At 57.2% G+C, this 22,900-nt stretch carries 19 protein-coding genes and 2 tRNA genes; 11 read left to right on the top strand and 10 right to left on the bottom strand.

Annotated elements, in window-relative coordinates; translation table 11 throughout:
- Positions 1-90: 90 nt before the first annotated feature.
- Positions 91-1,071, bottom strand: coding sequence for a DNA polymerase III subunit delta (holA, locus tag QS713_RS05245; protein ID WP_313273058.1), 981 nt, complete (start codon positions 1,069-1,071; stop codon positions 91-93).
- 213 nt (positions 1,072-1,284) lie between these two features.
- Here holA and QS713_RS05240 point away from each other — a divergent pair, with 213 nt between their 5' ends.
- Positions 1,285-2,124: an aldo/keto reductase gene (locus tag QS713_RS05240; RefSeq protein WP_313273056.1), complete on the top strand. Its 840-nt coding sequence runs from the start codon at positions 1,285-1,287 to the stop codon at positions 2,122-2,124.
- On the opposite strand, the gene QS713_RS05235 is transcribed toward QS713_RS05240, so the two are convergent.
- The gene (locus QS713_RS05235) at positions 2,062-3,570 is read right to left on the bottom strand and encodes a ComEC/Rec2 family competence protein (protein WP_313273054.1); all 1,509 of its coding nucleotides are present in this window, start codon (positions 3,568-3,570) and stop codon (positions 2,062-2,064) included. The genes QS713_RS05240 and QS713_RS05235 overlap by 63 nt on opposite strands.
- Positions 3,561-4,370 carry a ComEA family DNA-binding protein gene (locus QS713_RS05230; protein ID WP_313273052.1) on the bottom strand — a complete coding sequence of 270 codons (810 nt, stop codon included), beginning with the start codon at positions 4,368-4,370 and terminating at the stop codon, positions 3,561-3,563. Before QS713_RS05230 ends, QS713_RS05235 begins: the two co-directional genes overlap by 10 nt.
- A 115-nt stretch (positions 4,371-4,485) precedes the next feature.
- Here QS713_RS05230 and proC point away from each other — a divergent pair, with 115 nt between their 5' ends.
- From proC to QS713_RS05205, 5 genes are all read left to right on the top strand, one after another.
- Positions 4,486-5,289 (top strand): pyrroline-5-carboxylate reductase, encoded by an 804-nt coding sequence (proC, locus tag QS713_RS05225; RefSeq protein ID WP_313273051.1) that lies wholly within the window; start codon positions 4,486-4,488, stop codon positions 5,287-5,289.
- 692 nt (positions 5,290-5,981) lie between these two features.
- A complete protein-coding gene (trpB, locus tag QS713_RS05220) occupies positions 5,982-7,172 on the top strand; it encodes a tryptophan synthase subunit beta (RefSeq protein WP_313273049.1) in 1,191 nt (396 codons plus the stop codon).
- Positions 7,165-7,941 (top strand): tryptophan synthase subunit alpha, encoded by a 777-nt coding sequence (gene trpA, locus QS713_RS05215; RefSeq protein ID WP_313273048.1) that lies wholly within the window; start codon positions 7,165-7,167, stop codon positions 7,939-7,941. Before trpB ends, trpA begins: the two co-directional genes overlap by 8 nt.
- A gap of 234 nt (positions 7,942-8,175) precedes the next feature.
- The gene (valS, locus tag QS713_RS05210) at positions 8,176-10,848 is read left to right on the top strand and encodes a valine--tRNA ligase (RefSeq protein WP_313273047.1); all 2,673 of its coding nucleotides are present in this window, start codon (positions 8,176-8,178) and stop codon (positions 10,846-10,848) included.
- 17 nt (positions 10,849-10,865) lie between these two features.
- Positions 10,866-12,743, top strand: coding sequence for an AMP-dependent synthetase/ligase (locus tag QS713_RS05205; protein ID WP_313273045.1), 1,878 nt, complete (start codon positions 10,866-10,868; stop codon positions 12,741-12,743).
- A 105-nt stretch (positions 12,744-12,848) separates the two neighbouring features.
- Here the strand turns inward: QS713_RS05205 and QS713_RS05200 are convergent, their stop codons facing one another.
- The 6 genes from QS713_RS05200 to tig form a co-directional block, all read right to left on the bottom strand.
- On the bottom strand, positions 12,849-13,784 hold the full coding sequence (locus tag QS713_RS05200; RefSeq protein ID WP_313273042.1) for an AEC family transporter: 936 nt from the start codon (positions 13,782-13,784) through the stop codon (positions 12,849-12,851).
- 159 nt (positions 13,785-13,943) lie between these two features.
- Positions 13,944-14,336: a chorismate mutase gene (locus QS713_RS05195; RefSeq protein WP_313273039.1), complete on the bottom strand. Its 393-nt coding sequence runs from the start codon at positions 14,334-14,336 to the stop codon at positions 13,944-13,946.
- Positions 14,329-15,591, bottom strand: coding sequence for an ATP-dependent Clp protease ATP-binding subunit ClpX (gene clpX, locus QS713_RS05190; protein WP_102215960.1), 1,263 nt, complete (start codon positions 15,589-15,591; stop codon positions 14,329-14,331). Before clpX ends, QS713_RS05195 begins: the two co-directional genes overlap by 8 nt.
- A 73-nt stretch (positions 15,592-15,664) precedes the next feature.
- Positions 15,665-16,291 (bottom strand): ATP-dependent Clp protease proteolytic subunit, encoded by a 627-nt coding sequence (locus QS713_RS05185; protein ID WP_313273035.1) that lies wholly within the window; start codon positions 16,289-16,291, stop codon positions 15,665-15,667.
- Between the two features lie 6 nt (positions 16,292-16,297).
- Positions 16,298-16,906 carry an ATP-dependent Clp protease proteolytic subunit gene (locus QS713_RS05180; protein ID WP_313273032.1) on the bottom strand — a complete coding sequence of 203 codons (609 nt, stop codon included), beginning with the start codon at positions 16,904-16,906 and terminating at the stop codon, positions 16,298-16,300.
- 248 nt (positions 16,907-17,154) lie between these two features.
- Entirely contained in the window at positions 17,155-18,546 is a 1,392-nt protein-coding gene (tig, locus tag QS713_RS05175; protein WP_313273029.1) for a trigger factor, read from the bottom strand.
- A gap of 473 nt (positions 18,547-19,019) precedes the next feature.
- Here tig and QS713_RS05170 point away from each other — a divergent pair, with 473 nt between their 5' ends.
- Together QS713_RS05170 and QS713_RS05165 are read left to right on the top strand one after the other, a co-directional pair.
- A complete protein-coding gene (locus tag QS713_RS05170; protein WP_313273027.1) occupies positions 19,020-19,763 on the top strand; it encodes an SDR family oxidoreductase in 744 nt (247 codons plus the stop codon).
- Positions 19,764-19,792: 29 nt separating this feature from the next.
- A complete protein-coding gene (locus QS713_RS05165; RefSeq protein WP_313273025.1) occupies positions 19,793-20,758 on the top strand; it encodes a sulfite exporter TauE/SafE family protein in 966 nt (321 codons plus the stop codon).
- 29 nt (positions 20,759-20,787) lie between these two features.
- On the opposite strand, the gene QS713_RS05160 is transcribed toward QS713_RS05165, so the two are convergent.
- A tRNA-Pro gene (locus QS713_RS05160) sits at positions 20,788-20,861 on the bottom strand.
- A 96-nt stretch (positions 20,862-20,957) separates the two neighbouring features.
- Between QS713_RS05160 and QS713_RS05155 the strand changes: the two genes are divergently transcribed.
- From QS713_RS05155 to QS713_RS05145, 3 genes are all read left to right on the top strand, one after another.
- Positions 20,958-21,031 (top strand) — tRNA-Gly (locus QS713_RS05155).
- Between the two features lie 488 nt (positions 21,032-21,519).
- Complete coding sequence (locus QS713_RS05150) at positions 21,520-22,221, top strand: hypothetical protein (RefSeq protein ID WP_102216555.1); 702 nt, start codon at positions 21,520-21,522, stop codon at positions 22,219-22,221.
- A gap of 37 nt (positions 22,222-22,258) precedes the next feature.
- Entirely contained in the window at positions 22,259-22,858 is a 600-nt protein-coding gene (locus QS713_RS05145) for a hypothetical protein (RefSeq protein ID WP_313273020.1), read from the top strand.
- Positions 22,859-22,900 lie beyond the last annotated feature (42 nt).

The raw sequence follows: 22,900 nt of genomic DNA, 5'->3' as shown, positions 1-22,900 counted from the left end.
TCTGGTTCACGCGCAATCGCGGAATCGGATCAGACACGTGAAGAAAAAGAGCGGGATCGTCCCGCTCTTTTTTCATACCCCTGCTCGTCTTCACATGCGCACGCGCCCACTGATAGTTTTCAGCATGCATTCGAGGGCGTAATGCGGATCTTTAGATGCACCCTTAACCTCATGATCTGCTTTCGCAACCGCATTAATTGCATGAGCTAACCGGGTTTCATTCCACCCGCGGAGCTCGCGCGCGGCCCTGTCGATTTGCCATGGCGCCATCTTCAACTCACGCGCTGTGGGACGCGGCCGTACTGACACTTTCGCGAGCTGACGGATCTTCATGGCCGCCGCACCCGTGAGCGCCGCGGGGGCGATGCCCTGCGCCAAAGCCGACCGCAACAAAAGGAGTGATCGAGCCAGATTTCCCGACACCGCAGCGTCCACCACGGCAAACCCCGTGGTCTCAACCTTTCCTGCCTGGTATTGGCGCACATCCGCCTCGGTTATCGTTCCGTTTACGTCCGCTAGGAGCTGGTGTGTCACGGCCACTAGTTCCGCCACGTCCGATCCGAGGGCGTCGATCAGCATCTGCACGGCAGAACGCTCGATTTTACGCCCTTGCGCGTGCACTTCCGATTCAATGAACGCCATTTTGTCGCGCAGCCGCGTCATCGCGGACGCCTCATAGGTGGGGACCTGAGCTTTCGAAAGCAGGTCGAGGAGTTTCCGCTTACCGGTTTTCCCGTTGTGGCGATACACCACCGTGGTGTCCGCGAGTGGTTGTTCCAGGTATTGCGCCGTGTCAGTCACGAGGGACGCTGGGTAGTCCTGCGCGTCATCTACCAGGATGAACCGGGGTTCCTCAAACAGGGAGGGCGAGGTGCGGATCTGTAACTGACCGCTTTCGTAACGGGGCGCGTAAAGGGTTTGCACGTCAAGATCCGGATTCTTCTTGAGCGCTTGTCCGCGCAGGTTCGCCACCGCGCGGTCGCCCAATAAGGGTTCTTCGGATTTAACTAAAACTACCGGTGCCAGACGCGCAGCAGTCCAGTTTTGCGCCCCTGTTTTCTTCCGTGCCATGGTTAAAACAATGCCACACCCCCCAGTTTTTTTCGAACCCGCTGCTGTCAAGATGGATGCGTCAAACCTTGAGACCGGGAGTTTTCGCACTGGGGGTTGACACCGGGGGTGTTCGCACTTCGTGGCCGGGCAGTGTTTATGGTGCGCTGTTGCGCGCCACTTCTCGTAGTCTGAAGGGGAAGGTTGTTTTTCGGATACTTACGAGGAGGAGTTATGACGAATCAACCCGGGCTTTCCCAACTACCACTGCTCGATGGCGGGCAGATCTACTCGTCTGGTTTAGGCACCTACCCGCACATGGGGTTGAAAGGTGTGGAGTTGTTTACGCAGGCTTTGCGCGATGGTCACCGCCTGGTCGATACGGCTGCTCAGTACAATAATGAGGCCGCGTTGGGCGAGGCGATCAAGCGGTCCCAGGTGGCGCGGTCGGACTTGTTTGTGCAAACAAAAATTGCTGGGGGTGATCAGGGGGAGGCGACCCGCACGGGGTTGGAGGAGTCGTTGCGTCGCCTGCGGTTAGATTACGTGGATCTGACGCTTATTCACTGGCCTAATCCGTCACGTGGCCTGTACCTGCGCACCTGGGAGGAGTTGATCAAGCTGCGCGAGGAAGGGAAAACGAAGCACATTGGGGTGTCGAATTTTCTTCCCAGCCAGATTGATGAGCTGATTGAGCACACGGGGGTTTGCCCGGTGGTGAACCAGATTCAGTTGTCAGCGGTGATTCAGCAGCGCAGCGCCCGGGACTATCACCGTTCTAAGCAGATTGTTACGCAAGCGTGGCGGCCTCTGGGCCCCGGTGAGGATCTGTTGTCGCAGCATTTAGTGGTGAATATTGCGCAGCAGGTGGGGCGGTCTCCCGCTCAGGTTGTGTTGCGGTGGGCACTGCAGTGCGGGGTGGTTCCCCTGTCGGTGTCTTCGAAGCCGGAGAGGAATCGGGAGAACCTTGCGATTTACGATTTCTCTCTTTCGGATGCGCAGATGGATGCGTTAGCGCTGTTGGATACGGGTGGTCGGTTTGCGCGTGATCCAATGGTGCATGAGGAGTGGTGAGCGCCCGCGGTAACGCGCCCACACCCACCATCCGATCGGCACTGCGACCACTGTGATGACGCATGCAATTCGCGCGCTGCTTCCTTGCAAACTGGCGTGAGGAAGCTCGGCAAGCAGGGTTGTGACCTGGATAATCCATTGGGCACTCCAGCTCGCCAGGTGGGCGATCGCGGTGCTGAGTGCGGGGATTGGGCAAATGAAAGCCAGTAATCCCAAGAGCGTGGTTGGGGCTACTGCGGGTGCCACGAGGATGTTCGCTGGGATTGCAAATAGTGGGTACGTGCCGGTCATGGCGAGTAGGAGCGGAGTGGTGAACACTTGAACTGCGAGTCCCACGGCAAACAAACCGCAGATGCGCCCCAGCATGCCGGAGGATTTGGCTCTTCCCTGGGTCGCGGCGGTTCGTTCGCGTTCGAGTACGAACAGCACGGCAACTGTTGCGCACACGGACAGTGCGAACCCGTAGCTGCGGGCCAGCCACGGGTTTATGAGAAGCCAACAAATCGCGGTGGCGCACAGTGCGCTCAATGACTGGCCAGTTCGTCCCAATTGTGACCCGACCGTCACAGCTAGGCACATGGTACCGGCGCGCACAAGCGATGGCTGCAGCCCCACTACGCTAACGAGCATCAGCAGCGCCCCGAGCATAGTGGTGGCTTTTATCTTCCCCCGCCCGGGGATTAGTAGATTTATTGTGGCAAGAATTATTCCCAGGTGCGTGCCGGAAATCGCAGTGAGGTGGGTGGTGGAAGTGGCGCGCATAGCGGCCGCGGTTTCAGTTGACAACATGCTGGAGTCACCAATGCTCATGCCCGTAATCAGGCCCCGCTGGTCCGGTGTGAGGGCCTTTGTGTTCTGTTCCAGTGCGGCGCGCAGCTGAGCGCGAATCCCCGTGCTTGGCACCGGTTGAAGCGCGGTGGGTTTAATAATCCCATAAGTTGGTGCAGCACCGAAAGAACGCAGTACGCCGCACGTGCGGATTGTGTCGCCAGCGCGCACAGGCAGGCGGGTTTTCGTTGACAAAACCACCTGGCCGCGCGCAACCTGCAGATTCACTGTGGTGAGCCACGTCGAATACTCCGTTTGTTTTGGGTTCTGTGCAGCTCCGTGAACGCACACTCGTTGCCCATTGGCGTGGTACAGGGAAGTATTCATGTAGGTAGTTGCGGCGAGCACGCCACTGAGGGCCGCGGCTAGGAAACAAAACCCGCTGAGTACGCCCAGTAAGGACGCAGATCCAGTTGGGTATCGGGCGTGTTTTCCGCGCCGGGCAAACGGCCGCACCCCGATTATTACCGAGCTAATCAGCACCACCATGGTGAGGGCGACAACTTGGGCGCGCCCGTTCGCCAGCGTCACCGTAACTGCGTATGCTGCTCCTGCCCACGCGCTCGCGGCTGGTAGCAGGAGCCGCAGGTCCACATACCGCCGGTAGGTTACGGACACAACTGTTCCTTGAGGGATTCAAACTTTTTTGGTCCAATCCCGCTCACGTTCTGTAGGTCCTCCGGTGAGCGCAACGGGTTCGACGCCCGGTAGTCAAGGATGCGTTTAGCCAGTGCTGGCCCAACCCCGTTGAGGGTTTGCAAGGTAGCCTCATCGGCCTGCTGAAGGTTCACGCATCCCGCTCCCCCGTTCCCGGTTGGACCGGCAGAGGCATTTTCCGATCCGGCCGCCGCCGCAGCTGGAGGCGCTTCCCCAACTTTCGCTACGTGCAAGTGCTCGCCATCACTTAGGGGTTTAGCTAGGTTGACTGAGCTCAGGTCGGCTTTTTCTGCAAGCCCACCGGCTGCATCGACGGCATCAACTCCGCGGCTACCAGCTGGAATTTTCACCACTTTTGGGGTTTTCACCGCGCCCGATACTTGCACGACCATTGTGCCGGACGCCGACCCGTTTGGCCCCACGCCTGGTTCTGAGCTCTGAGCTGAAGCTTGCGCCGCCGGCCCCGATGCCTGTGATTGATCACTATCGGTTTGCCCGCTCGAATCGGCGTTCTTACCGCTGGTCGGCGCACCGTCCGCATCACCGTCTGCACGTGAACATTGACTGAACCCACCGGTTACGAACACGAGCACGAGTGCGATACACAGTACTGTAACGAGCGCGATTACCGCCAGTGGCGACGGGAGGAACCGCAGCAGGGGACGCTGCGCAGCGTGCGAAGCCGCCAGATCCGCGCCCTCACGGTGCCGGGCGTAAACGCGTTCACGCAGTTGCGCTAGTTTCGAAGGATCGTAGTCCATAGTTCATATTCTGCGGTTCTGACGATTGTTTGCACGCGCCTCACCATCAGGTTGTGGATAGAGTATTTTGTATCGAAACTGTGTAAATCATTCGTCCACAGGTAAGGAGACACACATGCGCATCGGGTTTATTGGCAGCGGCAACATGGTTGGTGCTATCGCTTCTGGAGCCGTACAGTCTGGCACGGTATCTGGCGAAGACGTATGGCTCACCGACCGATCCGGGAAGAGTGCTCCCGCGCTAGCGAAACGCATTGGCGCTCACGTGGCCAAATCAAACAGCGAGTTGGCAAAGACGTGCGACCTCATTGTCCTGGGAGTAAAACCCGCGGGGATCACCGCGGTAGCAGACGAGATTGCGAAGTCCCTCACGAGCGAAAAAACAGTTATTTCACTGGCAGCGGGAATCAAAACCAGCACCATTGAAGACCACGTGGGTAACGTGCCGGTGGTTCGCGTAATGCCTAACGTGAACGCGCAAATCGGGCAGTCCATGACGGGGATTGCTGCTGGTAAACACGCGGGTGACGAACAGGTTGCGAAGGCGGAAGAACTAATGGGTGCCGTGGGTGAGACGATGGTGGTGGAAGAAAGCCAGTTCGCGGCCTTTGCTGCGCTCGCGGGGTGTTCGCCGTGCTGGCTGTACGCAATCGTCGACGCCCTGGCCCGCGCCGGCGTTAAACACGGGTTGACTAAAGACGCAGCTACTCGGATCGTGGCGCAGGCAATGCTGGGTTCTGCAGCGCTCGTGCAGGCAGAATTGCAGGAAGGGCAAATTCCGGCGAACTTGATGGATCGTGTGTCCTCCCCCGGTGGCACCACCGTCGCCGGATTGCTGGCAGCGCAAGAAGCTGGGTTGGCACCGGCGCTGGTGAAAGCAGTCGACGCCGCGGTAAAACGCGACAACGAACTCGGGTAAACAACCCCGCTCCCCCAGGTAGGCCCGGTCGCGAAGTCAGATAGAGCCGCGAACTTGGCTCTGCCCAACCAGAAACGTGGATAGGCCCGGCCGCTAGCTTAGATACCCCGGCCCTGTACTCGGGTAAATGCGGGCACTGAGTCGGGTAAATGCGCCCGCCAGTTGGGGAATACGCCGAGTTGGAGGAATACGCCGAGTTGGAGGAATACGCCGAGTTGGAGGAATAGAGGCACTTGTGCACATTGGGGTGCTGTTTGCAAGGATGCAGGCAGCACCTCGTGTCTCACCACTGCCCCACTTGACGTCTCAAGTTTTGAAACAGGGGTAACGCGGCTTCATTTCACCCCGTACAGTTAAAGCATGCGTAAGTTTGAATTTCAGTGGCGATGGCGTAGCAGTTCCTTTAATGCTGCTGCCCGCTGGCGTGGGTAAGCACGCATTCAGAATCTTCTTCAAACTTTAATCTTTTCCTCGCAGCTTTTCCGCAAGGCTTTCTGCAGCACTTACATGTCCGCACACCCAAGCATGGATTGCGCTAAAAACTGGTGCTAAAGCACGTATCCTCAGCGGAAAATGATTGCGAACCTAAATGGCAGTGCACCCGGTGAATATCGCCAACTGCACTAAGAACACCTGTACTTAACACACGCGTCTGTACAGCACGCTTAAAACTACACGCCAAAGGAAAACGAATGACTACTACAACTGGACGTTTTGGCATTCACGGAGGCCAATACATCCCAGAGGCCCTCATGAATGCCGTCACCGAACTCGAGCAGGCATACAACTATTACAAAGATGACCCCGGATTCAACGCGGAGCTGAAAGCACTGTTGGATGATTACGCGGGCCGCCCGTCCCGGCTGTACTTTGCGCGTAACCTCACGCGGGAACTGGGTGGGGCAAAGATTTATTTGAAACGCGAAGACCTGAACCACACTGGGGCGCACAAAATCAACAACGTGCTCGGACAGGCGTTACTTGCGAAGAAAATGGGGAAAACTCGTTTGATTGCAGAAACTGGGGCGGGTCAGCACGGGGTCGCGACCGCTACGGCAGCGGCCCTGTTCGGTATGGACTGCGTTATTTACATGGGCGAACAGGACACGCGGCGACAAGCTTTGAACGTGTATCGCATGCGGCTTTTGGGCGCGCGCGTGGTGCCCGTAACTGCGGGTACCGCAACGTTGAAAGATGCCGTGTCTGCGACCATGCAAGAATGGGTCGCGAACCTGGAAGATACGCACTATTGCTTAGGCTCTGTGATGGGGCCGCACCCGTTCCCAACCATGGTGCGCGATTTCCAAGCGGTGATTTCGCGCGAAATTAAGGCGCAGCTTTTCGCGGCCGAAGGGTGTTTGCCAGACGCGGTGCTGGCGTGTTTCGGTGGGGGCTCCAACGCGATTGGCGCGTTTTATCATTTCATTTCTGATCCGAGTGTGCGCCTAATTGGTTGTGAGGGCGCGGGTCGCGGTGTTGATTCGCCCGATACCGCGGCTACTTTGACCACGGGGTCGGTGGGGATTTTTCACGGCATGAAATCGTATTTCTGCCAGGATTCCGCCGGCCAGATCCGCCCGGTTTACTCCATTTCCGCGGGGTTGGATTACCCCGGGGCGGGGCCGGAACACGCGTACCTAAAGGATGTGGGTCGGGCCGAGTACGTGCCTGTGGGGGATGAGGACGCGGTGGCGGCATTTGAGTACTTGTCACGCGTCGAGGGCATTATTCCCGCGATTGAGTCCGCGCACGCGGTCGCGTATGGAATGAAACTCGCTCCCACGATGGAACGAGATCAGATTATTGTGATTAACCTGTCGGGCCGCGGCGACAAGGACGTGGCGGCGATCGCTCGTTACCGCGGGGAGGATATCCATGAATAACACTCGTATTAAAACAGCGTTTGACCACGGGAAAGCGTTCGTGCCGTGCGTGACGGCCGGATATCCTTCCCTTGAGGACACGCACCGCGTGGTTCGTGCTGCCGTGGCGGCGGGCGCGGATGCGGTGCAGGTAGCCGTTCCGTTTTCCGACCCGACTGCCGAGGGGCCAATCATGCAGCGGGCGTGCGCAGCAGCGCTCGAATCCGGCACGAGCACCGACGATGTCCTGGACCTCGTGGCGGACCTGCGTGCAGACGTGTCCGTCCCGATCGTACTGTCGACCTATGCCAACGTCCCATTTTGCTACGGAACGCAGCAGTTCTTGAATCGGTGCCGCGAGGTGGGAGTAGATGGGCTCGTGATTCCCGATGTTCCTCTGGAGGAAAGCGCGGAGTTCGCACCGCAGTGTGAGGCTAGTGGAATCGCGCTAATCAGAACGGTTGCCCCAACGTCGAAGAACCGCATTGAAGCTATTGCCTCAGGCGCGCCAGGTTTCATTTACGTCATGGCCTCCCTCGGCGGGGCGGGGATCCAAGCGGATGCCGCACAGAATGTTGAGGCGATGGTTCAGGAAGTCAGGTCCCATACCGATATCCCGTGTGTTGTGGGGACGGGCATCACCACCCCTGAGCAGGCTCAGCAGCTGGGGGCACTGGCAGACGGGATCGCGGTCGGGTCAGCACTAATGGAACTAGTGGGCAAGACCGACCCGGAGCACCTTGAGGAAGCTGTGGAAGAGTACGTGACGCGGATGAAAACGGCGCTTTGAAACAAGCGCTGTGAAAACAAAGCGATGAAAGCGCCGCTATAAAACTAGCGCTGTAGAAGCGGCCCTTTGAATCCGGCTCTGTGAAAGCGTCTTTGTGAAAACAACGCGGTGAAATTAGCGCGATGAAATCGGTTGCGCGTCTAGGGGGTAAAAGTTGGTAAGATTGGCAGCGCGTATCCTTTTGCGGTATGCGCACCAGGTTTACCCGACGTAGAGGAAGAGATCGACACGGTAATGTCCGCATCACAATCTAAGATACAGCGCACACTCCCCGCTCCCACGGTTCCCGATCGGGTGAGCGCAGATGGGTTAGAAGAAAAGTGGTCGACGCGTTGGAATGATTCGGATGTGTATGCGTTCAATGAGGACGTGGACCGCTCGCAAGTGTTTTCAATAGACACTCCTCCCCCAACTGTGTCGGGTTCTCTGCACGTGGGCCACGTTTTTTCTTACACGCACACGGACACGCTCGCCCGCTACCAGCGCATGCGTGGTAAGTCCGTGTTTTACCCCATGGGTTGGGATGACAACGGCCTTCCTACGGAGCGTCGCGTACAGAATTACTACGGGGTTCGGTGCGATCCGTCTTTGCCTTACGATCCGAGTTTCACACCCCCTCATGAGGGTGGGACGGGTAAATCTATTAAAAACCGCGACCAAGTCCCGATTTCTCGCAAAAACTTCGTGGAGTTGTGCGAGCGGCTCACGGTTGAGGATGAGAAGTCGTTTGAGGCCCTGTGGCGACGGCTTGGCCTGTCGGTAGATTGGGATCACAACTACCAGACAATTGGGAAGCGGGCGCAGAAAGTAGCGCAGGCCGCGTTTTTGCGTAACTTGGCGCGGGGGGAAGCGTATCAGGCGCAGGCACCGGGACTGTGGGACGTGACGTTCCAGACGGCGGTGGCGCAGGCTGAGTTGGAGGCGCGCGAGTACCCGGGGCACTACCATGCGTTAGCGTTCCACAAGCCGGATGGGGCGGACGTCATGATTGAGACGACGCGTCCAGAACTGCTTCCTGCTTGTGTTGCCTTGATTGCGCACCCGGATGACGCGCGGTACCAGGATTTGTTTGGGTCTACTGTGCGCTCCCCCGGTTTTAACGTTGAGGTACCCGTGCTTGCGCACCCGGCGGCAGAGATGGACAAGGGTGCGGGGATCGCGATGTGCTGTACGTTCGGTGACGTCACCGACGTGCAGTGGTGGCGCGAACTGGACCTGCCTACCCGTCCCGTGTTAGCACGCAACGGGCGGATAAAACAGGATGTGCCCGATTGGATTACCGATGAGGGCGGCCGCGCCCTGTACGCCGAATGTGCTGGTAAAACCGTTTTCTCCGCCCGGAAAGTCGTGGTGGAGCACCTGGCGGAAACCGGGGAAATGAAAGGTGAACCGGAACCGACGCAGCGGATGACGAACTTCTTTGAGAAAGGCGATAAGCCCCTGGAGATTGTCACGTCGCGGCAGTGGTATATCCGCAACGGTGGGCGCGACTACACGCGACCCGGCTGTGAGGAATCGTTGAACGCGGAACTGCTTGCCCGCGGGAAGCAACTCCAGTTCCACCCGGATTACATGTCGGTTCGCTACCAAAACTGGGTGGAGGGTTTGAACTCAGACTGGTTGGTGTCCCGGCAACGATTCTTCGGTGTGCCCCTCCCCCTGTGGTACGGCGTGGATGCCGATGGGGAAGTGGATTACGACAACGTGATAACCCCGGCGGAAGAGCGTCTTCCGGTGGATCCGACCGTGGATGTGCCAGAGGGTTTCTCTGAGGACCAGCGCGGGCAAGCCGGCGGGTTTATCGGGGAAACAGACATTATGGACACGTGGGCAACGTCGTCACTGACTCCTCAGATTGCAGGTGGGTGGCTGCACGATGACGCGTTGTTCGAAAAGGTTTATCCAATGGATGTGCGTCCGCAGGCGCATGACATTATTCGCACTTGGTTGTTCTCAACCGTGGTGCGCGCGCACCTGGAATTTGATGCCCTCCCGTGGAAGCACGCCACGCTTTCGGGCTGGATCTTAGATCCGGACCGCAAGAAAATGTCGAAATCCAAAGGCAACGTGGTGACCCCCATGGGGCTGCTGGAAAAGCATGGTTCCGACGCGGTTCGCTACTGGGCGGCGTCCGCCCGGCTGGGAGCCGACACGGCGTTTGATGAAGCTCAGATGAAGATCGGACGTAGGCTAGCGATCAAACTGCTTAATGCCTCAAAGTTCGCGTTAACTATGGGGCAGGGGGCGGATTTAGACCTCAACCCGCTGCACGTGACGGAAGATATCGACCGGGCGGTAGTTGCGCAACTGCGTGAGGTTGTGCGGCAGGCAACGGACGCGTTCGAGGCTTTTGACCACACGCGCGCACTGTCGGTATCGGAAACGTTCTTCTGGACATTCTGCAACGATTATTTAGAGCTGGTGAAAGAACGCGCGTACAACCGCGACGGCGTATGGAACGCGTCGCAGGCAGTTTCGGCGCGGTGCGCGTTGGCGATTGTGGTGGATACGATGGTGCGTTTGTTCGCCCCGTTCTTACCGTTCGCCGCAGAAGAGGTGTGGTCGTGGTACCGATCTGGTTCCGTCCACACTGCGCAGTGGCCCACGCTGATTGAGCTAGATGGGGTTGATGGTGATCCGGACGTGCTGCACACCGCGTCCGCAGCGTTGATTAAGTTGCGCCGAATCAAGTCCGAAAAGAAAGTGTCCCCGCGCACACCGTACCTGAAAGTGTCTCTTGAGGTTCCTACCGCTCAAGTGGAGTTACTTGAGCTAGTGCGCGAAGATCTCGCTAAAGTTACTCACGTGGAGGGTCAGATGGAGGTTGTACCTTCCTCGGGCGATGAAATCGTGGTGAGTGATTACGAACTGGGCGTTGCCCCACCTCGGGTTAAACGCAAGAAATAGGTTTGAGGAACGGGTATATGACAGCAGAAACTGAAGCGAACTTGAGTGGTGGCACAGGTGACCAGCAGGACGTGGTCGAGTGGCACGGGCCGATTTTACGCACGGTTGAACCTGAGCAGACTATCGCGCACCTAATTCGCGAACGCGTTCGCGCTAATCCGCAGGCCACGGTGGTGGCACAGAAGTCGCAGATGGGTTCCACGTGGCGCAACGTGTCGGGCGGTGAGTTCATTGATGAGGTGGACACCGTGGCGCGCGGTCTCTTAGCGATGGGACTCAAGCGCGGGGACGCGATTGCAATCATGTCGCACACCCGCTACGAGTGGACGCTCTTAGACGTCGCGGGCTGGTCTTTGGGCCTTGTCGTTGTTCCCATTTACGAGACTTCTTCGGTGGATCAGATTGCGCATATTCTGGAGGATTCACGCGCTAAAGTAGTGTTCACTGAAACGATGGTCATGTACCAGTTGGTTCAGGCTGCACGTTCCAGTGGCGTGGAGGGCCTCAAGATTTTCTCGTTCGATAACTCGGCGATGCTGCGGGTAACGGCAGACGCTGCGGACGTACCTCAAGAACGCGTCATGCAATGCCTGTCGGAACTAACTATCGACGACACCGCAACGATTATTTACACGTCTGGGACAACTGGGAAGCCTAAGGGAGTGGAGTTGAAGCACTCTAACTTCACGTCCCTGTGCCTAAACGGGCACGAGTGGATGCCACAGATTGCGAAGCATTCTAAGTCTCGCCTGTTGCTGTTCCTCCCACTCGCCCACGTTTACGCGCGGTTCTTGGAGGTATTCCAGCTTACCGGTGAGGGGGTGCTGGGACACACGCCGGACACGAAGAACCTGCTTTCGGACCTCGAGTCGTTCCGACCTTCGTACTTACTGGCGGTTCCTCGGGTGCTAGAGAAGATTTATAACTCCGCGCAGCAAACCGCTGGGACCGGTTTGAAGCACACGACTTTCTCGTGGGCAGCGAAAACGGCGATCGAGTACTCGCGGGCACTCAGCACTGAAGAGGGGCCTTCGCGCGTGTTAAAGACTCAGCATCAGCTGGCGGACGCGCTCGTGTACCGCAAGCTGCGAGACCTGCTTGGTGGCAATGTTGACTACGTCATTTCGGGTGGTGGGCCGCTCGGTGAACGGCTTGGCCACTTCTACCGCGGCATGGGGGTCACCGTTTTAGAAGGCTACGGTTTAACGGAGACGACTGCTCCCCTGGCGGTTAACACCCCCGATTTAAGTAAGATCGGCACAGTTGGCAAACCGATTGCCACTGTGAACGTGCGGATCGCACAAAACCGGGAGATCCTTGTGAAGGGCCCGTCCGTGTTCTCTGGATACCATAATCTGCCGGAACGCACCGCAGAGTCGATAGATGAGGACGGTTGGTTCCACACCGGCGACTTCGGTTCACTGGATCGCGACGGATACTTGCGGATCACGGGCCGGTTGAAAGAGCTGATTGTTACCGCCGGTGGGAAGAACGTGGCGCCGAACATTTTGGAAGACCGTTTGCGTGGACACCCGCTGATTTCGCAGGTGGTCGTGGTGGGCGATAAGCGCCCGTTCATCGGTGCACTGGTGACGTTGGATGCGGAAATGCTCCCGGGTTGGTTGAAGAACCATGGTCTTCCCCCGCTCACGCTGAGCCAGGCGGTGAATGAGCCGGAGGTGCAAAGCGCGTTGAACCGGGCGGTGGAACGGGCTAACCAGGCTGTGTCCCGGGCTGAATCGATCCGCAAGATCAAGATTTTGACCACGGATTTCACGCAGGCAAACGGTTTGCTGACTCCGTCTTTGAAAGTTAAACGCGAACTCGTGTTGCGTCAGTTCGAAGACGAAATCAACGATCTGTACGGTGGGCCGGTTACGGACGCGCAGAACTAGTGTTTAATACCGATACGCAAAACTAGCATTTGCTACAGATTCGCTTAACTGGTGTCCGAGCACGGTTTGCTCCGGCGCGGTTCTTCTCGCACTAGCCGGCGCAGTTTATACGACGCCCGCGAGGTGGAAAGCGTAGGCGATTGCCAGGCACACGAATAGGGAGCCTATCGTTGTAATCAAGACAGCGCCTTGCGCGAGTTTAACCCCGGCCCGCGCGCGCACGGCGGCTATGAAGCAGTTCTGCGCTGCGGGTAGCGCAGCCATGATGGTGACGGCCATCAGTGAGGTCGATCGCAGGTCGAGAGCGTAGCCTAAACCGAATGCAGCAAGCGGTTGGACCACGAGTTTACTCACCACTGCAAGCGCGATTAGGTGCCCTTGTTCAGACCGTACTCGTAGGCGTTTACCCACCATTGACGCGCCGAATGCAATGAGCACCAGCGCGGGCGCGGCGTGCCCCAGCATTTCCGAGGATTCTATAAGCAGGGTCGGCACGCGGATACGCCACCAGGCACATGCGAATCCTAGTACCGCGGCAATCACCATGGGGTTTGTCAGAACCGTTTTTGTCACCGAACAGATTGTGGGTTTGCGGTCGCTAGACACGAAGTCTACGAGCACAAAAAACATGGGGGTAAAAAAACCTAGTTGGAACACCATTACGGGTACCCCATGGATTGCAGAGCCCAAAACGTACACCGCAATGGGAATCCCCACGTGGGCCGCGTTATTCAAGGATCCGCACATGGCGCCCACCGCCAGATCCGACCCGGTTGGGCGGATAAACACGATGCTAACGAGCACAAAAAATAGCGCGGCAGCGACTCCGCATCCCGCAGCGACCAGCATAGGTTTGCCGATGACCGCCCGCACGTTCGAAGAGATGATGGTGTGAAATAGTAGTGCCGGGGTCGCAATCCAGTACACGACGTCCGTGAGGACCGCGCTGGATTCAGTGCGGATAGCCCCGGTTCGTCGTGCGAGCCAACCAACGAACATTATTATCGTGATTGCGAGGATCCCTTGAATAATTTGGCCCATACGTCAATGCTAGAGGTTTTGAGGCACTAACTCGCGCTCAGCACAGTTTTGCACTTAGCGCACGCCCCAGGTTTGCTAGCACAGCACAGCTTTGCGTTGAGCGCATGCCCCAGGTTTGCAAGCGCAGCACAGCTTTGCTCTGCTGGTACTCGGCAATGTTTAGCTACGGTCGGAGCTACTTTGTAGACTCCCCCGCTGCTTTAGTGCTTCGTGGTGGCGCACCACTTCGTCGAGAATGGTGCGCAGTAGGTTCTGCGCGAACGTGGGATCTAGGTTGGATTCGCGTGCGAGCTGTTCAAACCGGCGTAGCTGCTCCGCCTCACGCGCGCGATCTGTGGCGGGTAATCCCCTTTCGGCTTTGATCTGTCCCACCTGGTGCGTGCAGCGGAACCGTTCCGCCAGGATGTGTATAAGCGCGGCGTCCAGATTATCGATTGACTTGCGGACGCGTTCTAGTTCGTTCACGCACCGCTGCTCCGCCTGTACCCCAGTTTCCGCTTCCGGCCCGGCTTCACTACCCTCCGGTTGCCGCGCAGCTTGAGGGTCACGCACTTTGGGATTCCTCAAGCATATCTGCGCGCAATTCTAAGTCTGGTTGCGCCCCGTCGGTGACGACTGCAGAGGTCACGGTTACGCGACCGACCTCAGGCAACGATGGAACCTCAAACATGATCGGAGAAAGGGTTTTCTCCAAAATGGACGACAGCGCCCGGGCCCCGGTCTTCCGAGCGTTGGCTTTGCGCGCAACTGCGGTTAGGGCCTCGTGGGTGAACTGAAGTTGCACGTCATCTAGCGCAAAGAGCTGCTGGTACTGGCGCACCAAACAGTTCTTCGGTTCTGTTAGTACCCGCACGAGATCTGATTCCCCCAGGTGCGCCACCGAGGTGATCACCGGCAAGCGACCAATGAATTCGGGAATCATCCCGTATTTGTGCAAGTCTTCAGGGGTAACTTGCTTGTAGAGGTCACCGTATTCAGCGGCGGATTTGAGGTCGGAGTTGAACCCAGTGGTGCGCCGACCAAGGCGGGCTTTCACGATCTCGTCGATGCCCGCGAAAGCGCCGGCGGCGATAAAGAGAATCCCAGACGTGTCGATTTCTAAGAACTGTTGGTTCGGGTGTTTGCGCCCACCTTGCGGGGGTACGGACGCGGTGGTTCCCTCAATAATTTTCAATAGGGCCTGCTGCACGCCCTCACCGGAAACGTCGCGGGTAATCGACGCGTTTTCGGCTTTGCGGCCAATCTTGTCGATTTCGTCGATATAAATTATGCCGCGTTCGGCTCGTTTGACGTCGCCATCTGCAGCTTGGATGAGTTTCAGGAGGATGTTCTCCACGTCCTCCCCCACGTACCCTGCTTCGGTTAGCGCGGTGGCGTCAACAATCGCGAATGGTACTTCGAGCATGCGTGCGAGCGTGCGCGCCAGGTGGGTTTTTCCCGTTCCGGTGGGTCCGAGCAGGAGGATGTTGGATTTGGTGAGTTCCATATCTAGTTTCTCACCGTTACTTTGCGCTGCGTTGAGACGCTTGTAGTGGTTATACACCGCCACGGAAAGTGCGCGTTTCGCGTCGTCTTGCGAGATCACGTAATTGCCGAGGAAGTCGAAGATCTCCCTCGGTTTCGGTAGTTTCGCAAGGGGTTTACCTTCTTGGGTGGCGAGTTCTTCTTGAATGAGGTCGTTGCACAGCTCAATACATTCGTTGCAAATGTATACGCCGGGCCCACCAATCAGTTTCAGCACTTGTTTTTGGCTCTTGCCGCAAAAAGAGCATTTGAGCAGTTCGCCCGAGTCTGCAAAGCGCGTCACCGGTTACCTCCTAAAATGCATATACCGGGTACCACTGTAGTTGATACCCGGTATGTGTACTACTTAGCCGCGCCTATTGCTGTGCTTTACGCGACGTGAGTACTTGGTCGATTAAGCCGTAGTCTAGGGCTTGATTTGCCGTGAGGATCTTGTCGCGGTCAATGTCGCGACGAACCTGCTCTGCGGTGCGGCCGGAGTGTTTCGCCAGTGTGTCCTCCAGCCAGGTGCGCATGCGTTCAATCTCTTCGGCAATGATTTCAATATCTGAAGCCTGCCCGCGGGCTCCTTCCATGGCGGGTTGGTGGATCAGCACTCGCGCGTTCGGGAGCGCGAGGCGCCGTCCGGGCGTGCCCCCGGCTAACAGGACCGCTGCGGCGGATGCAGCTTGGCCTAGGCACACGGTTTGGATCTGCGGCTTAATGTACTGCATCGTGTCGTAGATCGCTGTCATTGCGGTGAATGACCCACCGGGGCTGTTGATGTACATGGTGATCAACGAATCCGGGTCCTGGGCTTCCAACACGAGCAGCTGCGCCATGATGTCATCCGCGGAGGCGTCGTCTACCTGCACGCCTAGGAACACAATTCGGTCTTCGAACAGTTTGCCGTATGGGTCTTGGCGTTTGAAACCGTAGGCTGTGCGTTCCTCGAACTGCGGAAGGACGTAGCGGGCACTTGGCATTTGCATCTGGTTATTCATTCCTTACTACTCCTGCTCGCTCTCGTGGGCACTGCCACCACCGGCCACTGATTTAGCACTCGTGACGATGTGGTCAAAGAACCCGTACTCCAAGGCTTCCTGGGCGGTGAACCAGCGGTCGCGGTCAGCGTCCGCATTGATCTGTTCCAGGGACTTACCCGTACGTTGCGCGGTGATTTCCGCTAGTTCGCGTTTCATCTTGAGGATGAGGTCCGCGTTGATACGAATGTCCGCGGCCGTGCCACCAACCCCACCGGAAGGTTGGTGCATCAAGATGCGCGCGTGCGGGGTGGCGTACCGTTTCCCGGGGGCGCCAGCGGTGAGCAAGAACTGGCCCATCGAGGCAGCCATGCCCATGGCGACCGTGACGACGTCGGGTTGTATGAACTGCATTGTGTCGTAAATCGCCATACCGGCGGTTACAGACCCGCCCGGGCTGTTGATGTATAGGTAAATGTCCTTGTCGGGGTCTTGCGCTGCCAGGAGGAGCATTTTTGCGCAGATCTCGTTCGCATTGTCGTCGCGAACGTCAGACCCGAGCCAAATGATCCGCTCTTTCAAAAGCCGATCGAAAACCATGTTCTGGCCGCTACGGGGATCTTCAGTTTCAGCCACTGTTATTCCTTCCCGTTCAGATTCTTATTCAAACTGTACCCAGTTTATGGTCTGCAGCGGGGAATATCCCGGTTCAACAAGGCTTTTCGCTTTTGGCGCACACGCGCCGCCCCGCGCAGTATTTCCCGCTCCCCTCACCCTCCATCTGTGAATGCTTTCCAACTCCAGATATGAACGGTCTTTTTATACGCCAAAGGCGGATGAGCCACCCGGCTCACCCGCCTCTGCGCTGCTATATGCGCTACGAGTTACTTCTCTTCTGCGCTTTCATCTTCGGATTCCGCCGCCGCGTCCTTTTCATCGCCGTCGGAAGCGTTGTCCGCCGCTTCAGTTTCAGCGGTTTGTGCCGCTTCTTCATCTGCTTTTTCTTGCTCTTCAAGCGGGTCTTTGGTGAACTCGCTGAGGTCTACCTCGTCGCCGTTCGTGTCTTTAACGGTAACCATCCCGAGGGTCAGGGCGAGCGCCTTGGTGCGGGTCAGGTCACCCACCAGGGCGGACACCTGCTCCTGGCTCTGCATCAGCTGAGCTGGTTCCAGCCCGTGCATCTGCGCCATCTGCATGATGTACTCGAACACTTCCTGCTGGCCAACGCGTACTTCCCGCGCAGCCGCGAGGTCTTGCAGCAGAGCCTGCTCCGACAGTTGCCGCCGGATTTGCTTGCGGCCCTTTGTCTTGTCCGCAGGTTTCGCGTCTTCACCCACCAGTTTCGGTAGTTCTTCTTCCACTACCTGCTTGGGGATTTCAATCTTCGCGCCGTCAATCAGTTTGTCCAGGAGGCGGTCGCGGGCCTGCAGAGCCTGCTCACCCTGTTTGCGTGATTGAGCAGTGTTCTTCAAGTCGTCACGCAGTTCGTCGATCGTGTCGAATTCGGACACCATCTGAGCGAAATCGTCGTCGGCTTTAGGTAGTTCGCGGGTCTTCATGGCTTTCACCTTGAGGGTCACGTCCGCTTCTTCCCCTTCGTGCTCCCCACCTTTGAGGGTGGTGGTAAAGGTTGTTTCCTCATCGGCTTTCATCCCGGTGAGGGCTTTATCCATACCGTCGAGCATCGATTTGGAACCGATTTCGTAGGACACGTCGGAGACGCTGTCAACTTCTTCGTCCCCGATTTTGGCAACGAGATCCAGGGTTGCGAAGTCACCTTTCTTCGCTTTGCGTTTAATAGTCTTGAGGGTCGCGAACCGGGTTTGCAGCTCTTCCAGTTCTGCGTCCACGTCTTTATCTGTGACCTCGAGGGGGTCGACCTCGATTTCCAACCCGTCTAGAGACGGAATCTCGAACGGGGGGATAACCAGGATTTCCGCGGTGAACTTCAGTTCCCCACCGGGTTTACCGGTGGTGTTTGGGATTTCTTCAACGTCGATTTCTGGTTGCGCTACTGGGCGCAGCTCGTGTTCTTCGACGGCGCCACTGTACAGGCGGGGCATTGCAGCGTTGATGGCCTGTTCGATCACGGTGACGCGTCCGAACCGCTGGTCAATAATCCGCGGGGGAACTTTACCGCGGCGGAACCCAGGTACGTTCACCTGGTTGGAAATCTCTTTGTACGCAGCGTCCATGTCCTTCTTCAGTTCCTCGTAGGGAACTTCGACGCTGACTTTCACCTTCGTCGATTCAAGGTTTTCAACAGTGCTCTTCACGTGCACGCACTCCAGTATCAGATAGACTTATTGGCCTTTCGGCGCCTTACAACGCGTTTATCCTATGTCAATTGCGCGCAAATTTCCTCATGCCCCCACATTTTTGGTGACGCAATTAATACGGCCCCCCGGTATTTAATACGTTAACCAGTATTGCGTGGATGATATCCGGCGGCTCCTGCTCGCGCGCTCCCGGTCTCATAGGTCGGGTCGGACCATTTAGTCGAGTGAAGAGGTTTGGAGCATTCAGTGGAACAGTCGGGTTTTACCTATTAGACGCGCAGTCAGGTTTAAAGCGCTCGGTTCCGCAGTTGAGGAAGGCCAATTCGTCGCGCAGTAAGGCTTAGAGCGCTCGGTTTCGCAGTTGAGTTCGGCAGCTCGATTTGAAAGCGCCCGCACGTAAGTTTCGCTATGCCCGTGGGTAAACGTTTAGGCTGGAATAAAGGTTACGACTAGCACGCGGGGGTGTAAAAATGAGTTTTGCAGTAGTTACGGGAGCCTCATCCGGAATTGGCCGGGCAACTGCCGAGCAGTTAAAGCAGCAGGGTTGGCAGGTTCTCGCTGTGGCGCGGCGTGAAGAACGTTTGCACGAACTGGCGGAACGAATTGGGTGTGAGTATTTCGCAGCGGATCTCACTAAAGATGAGGACGTAGCTGCGTTAGTCGATTACGCGCACGGTATCGGCCCGGTGGATGCGGTCGCGAACATTGCCGGTGGGGCGATCGGCGTTGATCCGGTTGCGGATGCGCAGGTGGAACGCTGGCAGAAAATGTTTGACGTGAACGCCCTCTCTGCCCTCAGGGTTTCTAAAGCCTTCCTCCCCCAGTTGCGCAAGCACGGGGGAACCTTGTTGTTCCTCACTTCCACTGCGGCGCACGGAACGTATCCGGGTGGCGGCGGCTACGTGGCCGCGAAACACGCGGAACGGGCGATCGTCACCACGTTACGTCAAGAGCTTGTAGGCGAGCCGGTTCGGCTGATTGAGATCGCCCCGGGCATGGTGCACACTCCGGAGTTTTCGTTGAATCGTTTGGGTTCGCAAGAAGCTGCTGACGCAGTTTACGAGGGGGTTGAGAAACCGTTAACCGCTGAGGACGTGGCTGAGGCCGTGACGTGGACGCTGAACCTTCCGTCGCATTTCAATGTGGACACGATGATTATCCGCCCGGTCGAACAGGCCACGCACACGGTAACTAAACGCATGGGAAGCAAGTAGCGACCGGAGGCGGTGGTAGCTTCAATTGCATGCCTTCACGTTCTGAGCAGTTCTCCACACGCGTAGTCCTATCACTCGTTGCTGCAGGCTTGTTCGTAGGTTTGCTCTCCGGACTTTTCGGGGTCGGCGGTGGCGCGGTGATTGTGCCTGCTCTCGTTTATCTAGGATTGTCGCAGCGCGAGGCGGCTGCCACGAGTTTGATCGCTATTTTCCCAACTGCACTCACGGGCTGTGTTACGTATGCAACCACCGGGAATATTGATTGGCTCGCTGCGGGCGGATTAACCGTCGGGCTCGTAGCAGGAGTTCAAATCGGAACGTATTTCCTAACTAAATTCTCGGAGCGGTTCTTGAGGTGGGCGTTCGTAGCGTTCCTCGTTTCGATAATTGTGGTGCAGTCCGTGTTTGTCCCCAATCGGGGTGGGAGTATCCGTTTGAGCGCGCTCACCGCACTCGGTTTGGTCGCGCTAGGCGTGGCGTGCGGCTTCCTGTCTGGGATTTTAGGAATCGGTGGGGGCGGCGCTGCAATTCCGGCGCTGTGTTTTATATTCGGTGCCTCCGACCTGGCCGCGCGCGGAATCTCATTAGTCTCAATGATTCCCGGTACGCTCTCGGGCGCAATCGCTAACTTAGCGCGCCGGCAAGCTTATCTAAAGACCGGCTTAATTATCGGTGTTAGCGCGGTCTGCACAGTTCCCGTGGGGGCGAAGCTAGCGTCACTGCTCTCCCCCAGAGCCGACGCGTTACTATTTGCCGCGTGGCAGGGCGTCCTGCTGGTACGCAGCGTTTATGTGGCGCGCCAGGCCAGCAGCACAGATTCGAAAGAAGATACCCGCACGCGTTCGCACTTGGAAACGGATCAGAAAACACGTTCGCACTTAAGAACGGATCAGAAAACAAAAGGAAAAACGGATCAGAAAACGCGTTCGCACTTAAGAACGGATCTGAAAACAAAAGGGAAAACGGATCGGAAAGCAAAAGAATCGGGACGCTGAAAACCAGCGTCCCGACCTGATACATCTAGTCGGGGTGACAGGATTTGAACCTGCGACCTTCCGCTCCCAAAGCGGACGCGCTACCAAGCTGCGCCACACCCCGCAACAGGTGATATCTTACCCATACTGACCCCTGATTTCACAACTCGGGGTTTTTCCGGTAAAGTTTTCACTACCCGATCGGGCAACCGGTCGAACTGCGAGTGTAGTTTAGTGGTAAAACCTCAGCCTTCCAAGCTGATGATGGGAGTTCGATTCTCCTCACTCGCTCCATTCAAATCGTAAAGAGCTAAGTCAATCTGCGCGGTAGCAAAAAGCTAAATCAGCCTGAGAGAAGTTGTCCCTGATAGAGACGAGGGAACCTCAGGAACTTAAATACTTCCCAAGAATTCCGCTCACTAATCCTTTAATGCCTATTTAATGACTAATAATGTCTATTTAGTGACTAACCCCGCTATTGCGAGCGCAAAACTCAACTAATACTCAACGATTTCGAATCTGCATTTAACGAATACGAAATGCAATCGGACTCATTAGATAACAAATTAGCCGCATTTTCGGATTGAATATGGTTTTCGTCTCTATTCCAGTGGCGAGGACCAACGACCCACGATAATGTGTTTGCGGGAGCCACCGTTCCGCCAAGCAAAGTAGCCGCATGCAACCTGAGGGACACGCGGACCTCAAGAAAAGCGGTTACCGCTAGGCGAATACGGGCGATGGCTTCTTCCATGCAAAATACATACCGTCAAGGAGTTGCAATGAAGAAGAGCCAAAAGCTATTCGCCGTTCTCGGGTCCGTTGCACTGACCGCACTTGCCGCTTTCCCAGCGAGCGCGGAAACGATCGAGAACACCTACCCGGAAACGCCGCAGACCAACCCGAACCTGCCGATCGTGCACACGACACACGGTTCGGACCACTTAAAGGCCAACGTGCTTAACCCCCGGCCGGTCTGCAACCCCTGGGAAGATCACCGCACCACCATCTACAAGGTGACGGACAAGTTCCTCCCGATCGGAACCATTTCCACGACGAACAGCACGCAGGCAACCATCCCTCTGACACAGGACCTTTCTAAGACCCAAAGCATTTCCATCTCTGTAAACGGCTCAGAGAAAGAAAGCCTAGACATTAACCTTGGCGGCAACGCTTCCGCATCTAAGGACGACAAGACTGCGGGCAGCAACTGGGGTATCGCCTACTCACTCGCTAAAGAAATCGGCGGTTCCGCCTCCTACTCGCTGTCTTGGAACATCGGCCAAACCGTTGGCCCGTACGACGTCCCCGCTGGTTACACCGGCGAAGCCACCTACGGCTTCCGCACCATCGCGATGACCGGCACGCAGCAGTACTGCAAGCCGAACGGCACCTGGTCTAACCCGACCGCGTGGCGCGCCAACGTGCCCGTCAAAAACCAGGTAACCGTAAAGCTCTACAACAACCCTGCTGACTCGCACTAATCGGCACGCACGGACGAAAGATTGAGGGATAACTAAAATGAAAAAATTCTTCTCTAAACTAAGCGCCACCGCACTAACTCTGCTTGCAACCACCGCTGTCGCGGGCGCCGGTGTTGCCACCGCTGCGGACCAGGCACCAGAACCTGCTCCCACCCAGCAGGCTGCGCTGGACCTCGCGCCGAACCTGCAGGTTTCAAGCGCTAAAGCTCCCGGTTACGCCGGCCTGGTTGCAGTGCACGTAAAGAACGTAGGCACCGACCGCTACTACGGCGAGTTCCCCATCGTCAGCTTCCGCATTGACGTCAAAACCGCTTCTGGCCCCAAGGGCGTAGACCGACTCATCACCCCGGGCTGGTTCAACGGCGCATACACGCGCGACCTTGGGTTCAATGAGAAAACCTCCACGCGCTCATTCCTCGTCACGCTCTCCAACCCGATTAAGAAGGGTGAGGATCAGCTGATCGCGAACCTCGACTTCGGTGACGGACTCACCAAAGAAGGACGCATCGTTAACTACATCACCGTAACGCAGGAAGGCCGCCTCGAAGGCGACACCTCCACCAGCAACGACCAGAATGTGGATTCACGCACCGCAACGGTTTCGGACAGCGGGAAGAAACTACCCGGACTGTTCTAACACTGTTTTTGCGCACCAGGGGCTTGGTTGGGCACGGGGTGA

Source organism: Gleimia hominis (assembly GCF_032085515.1).
Lineage (GTDB): Bacteria > Actinomycetota > Actinomycetes > Actinomycetales > Actinomycetaceae > Gleimia > Gleimia hominis.
Note: the sequence above shows the minus strand (reverse complement) of the source record. Positions and strands in the feature narration are given on the sequence as shown.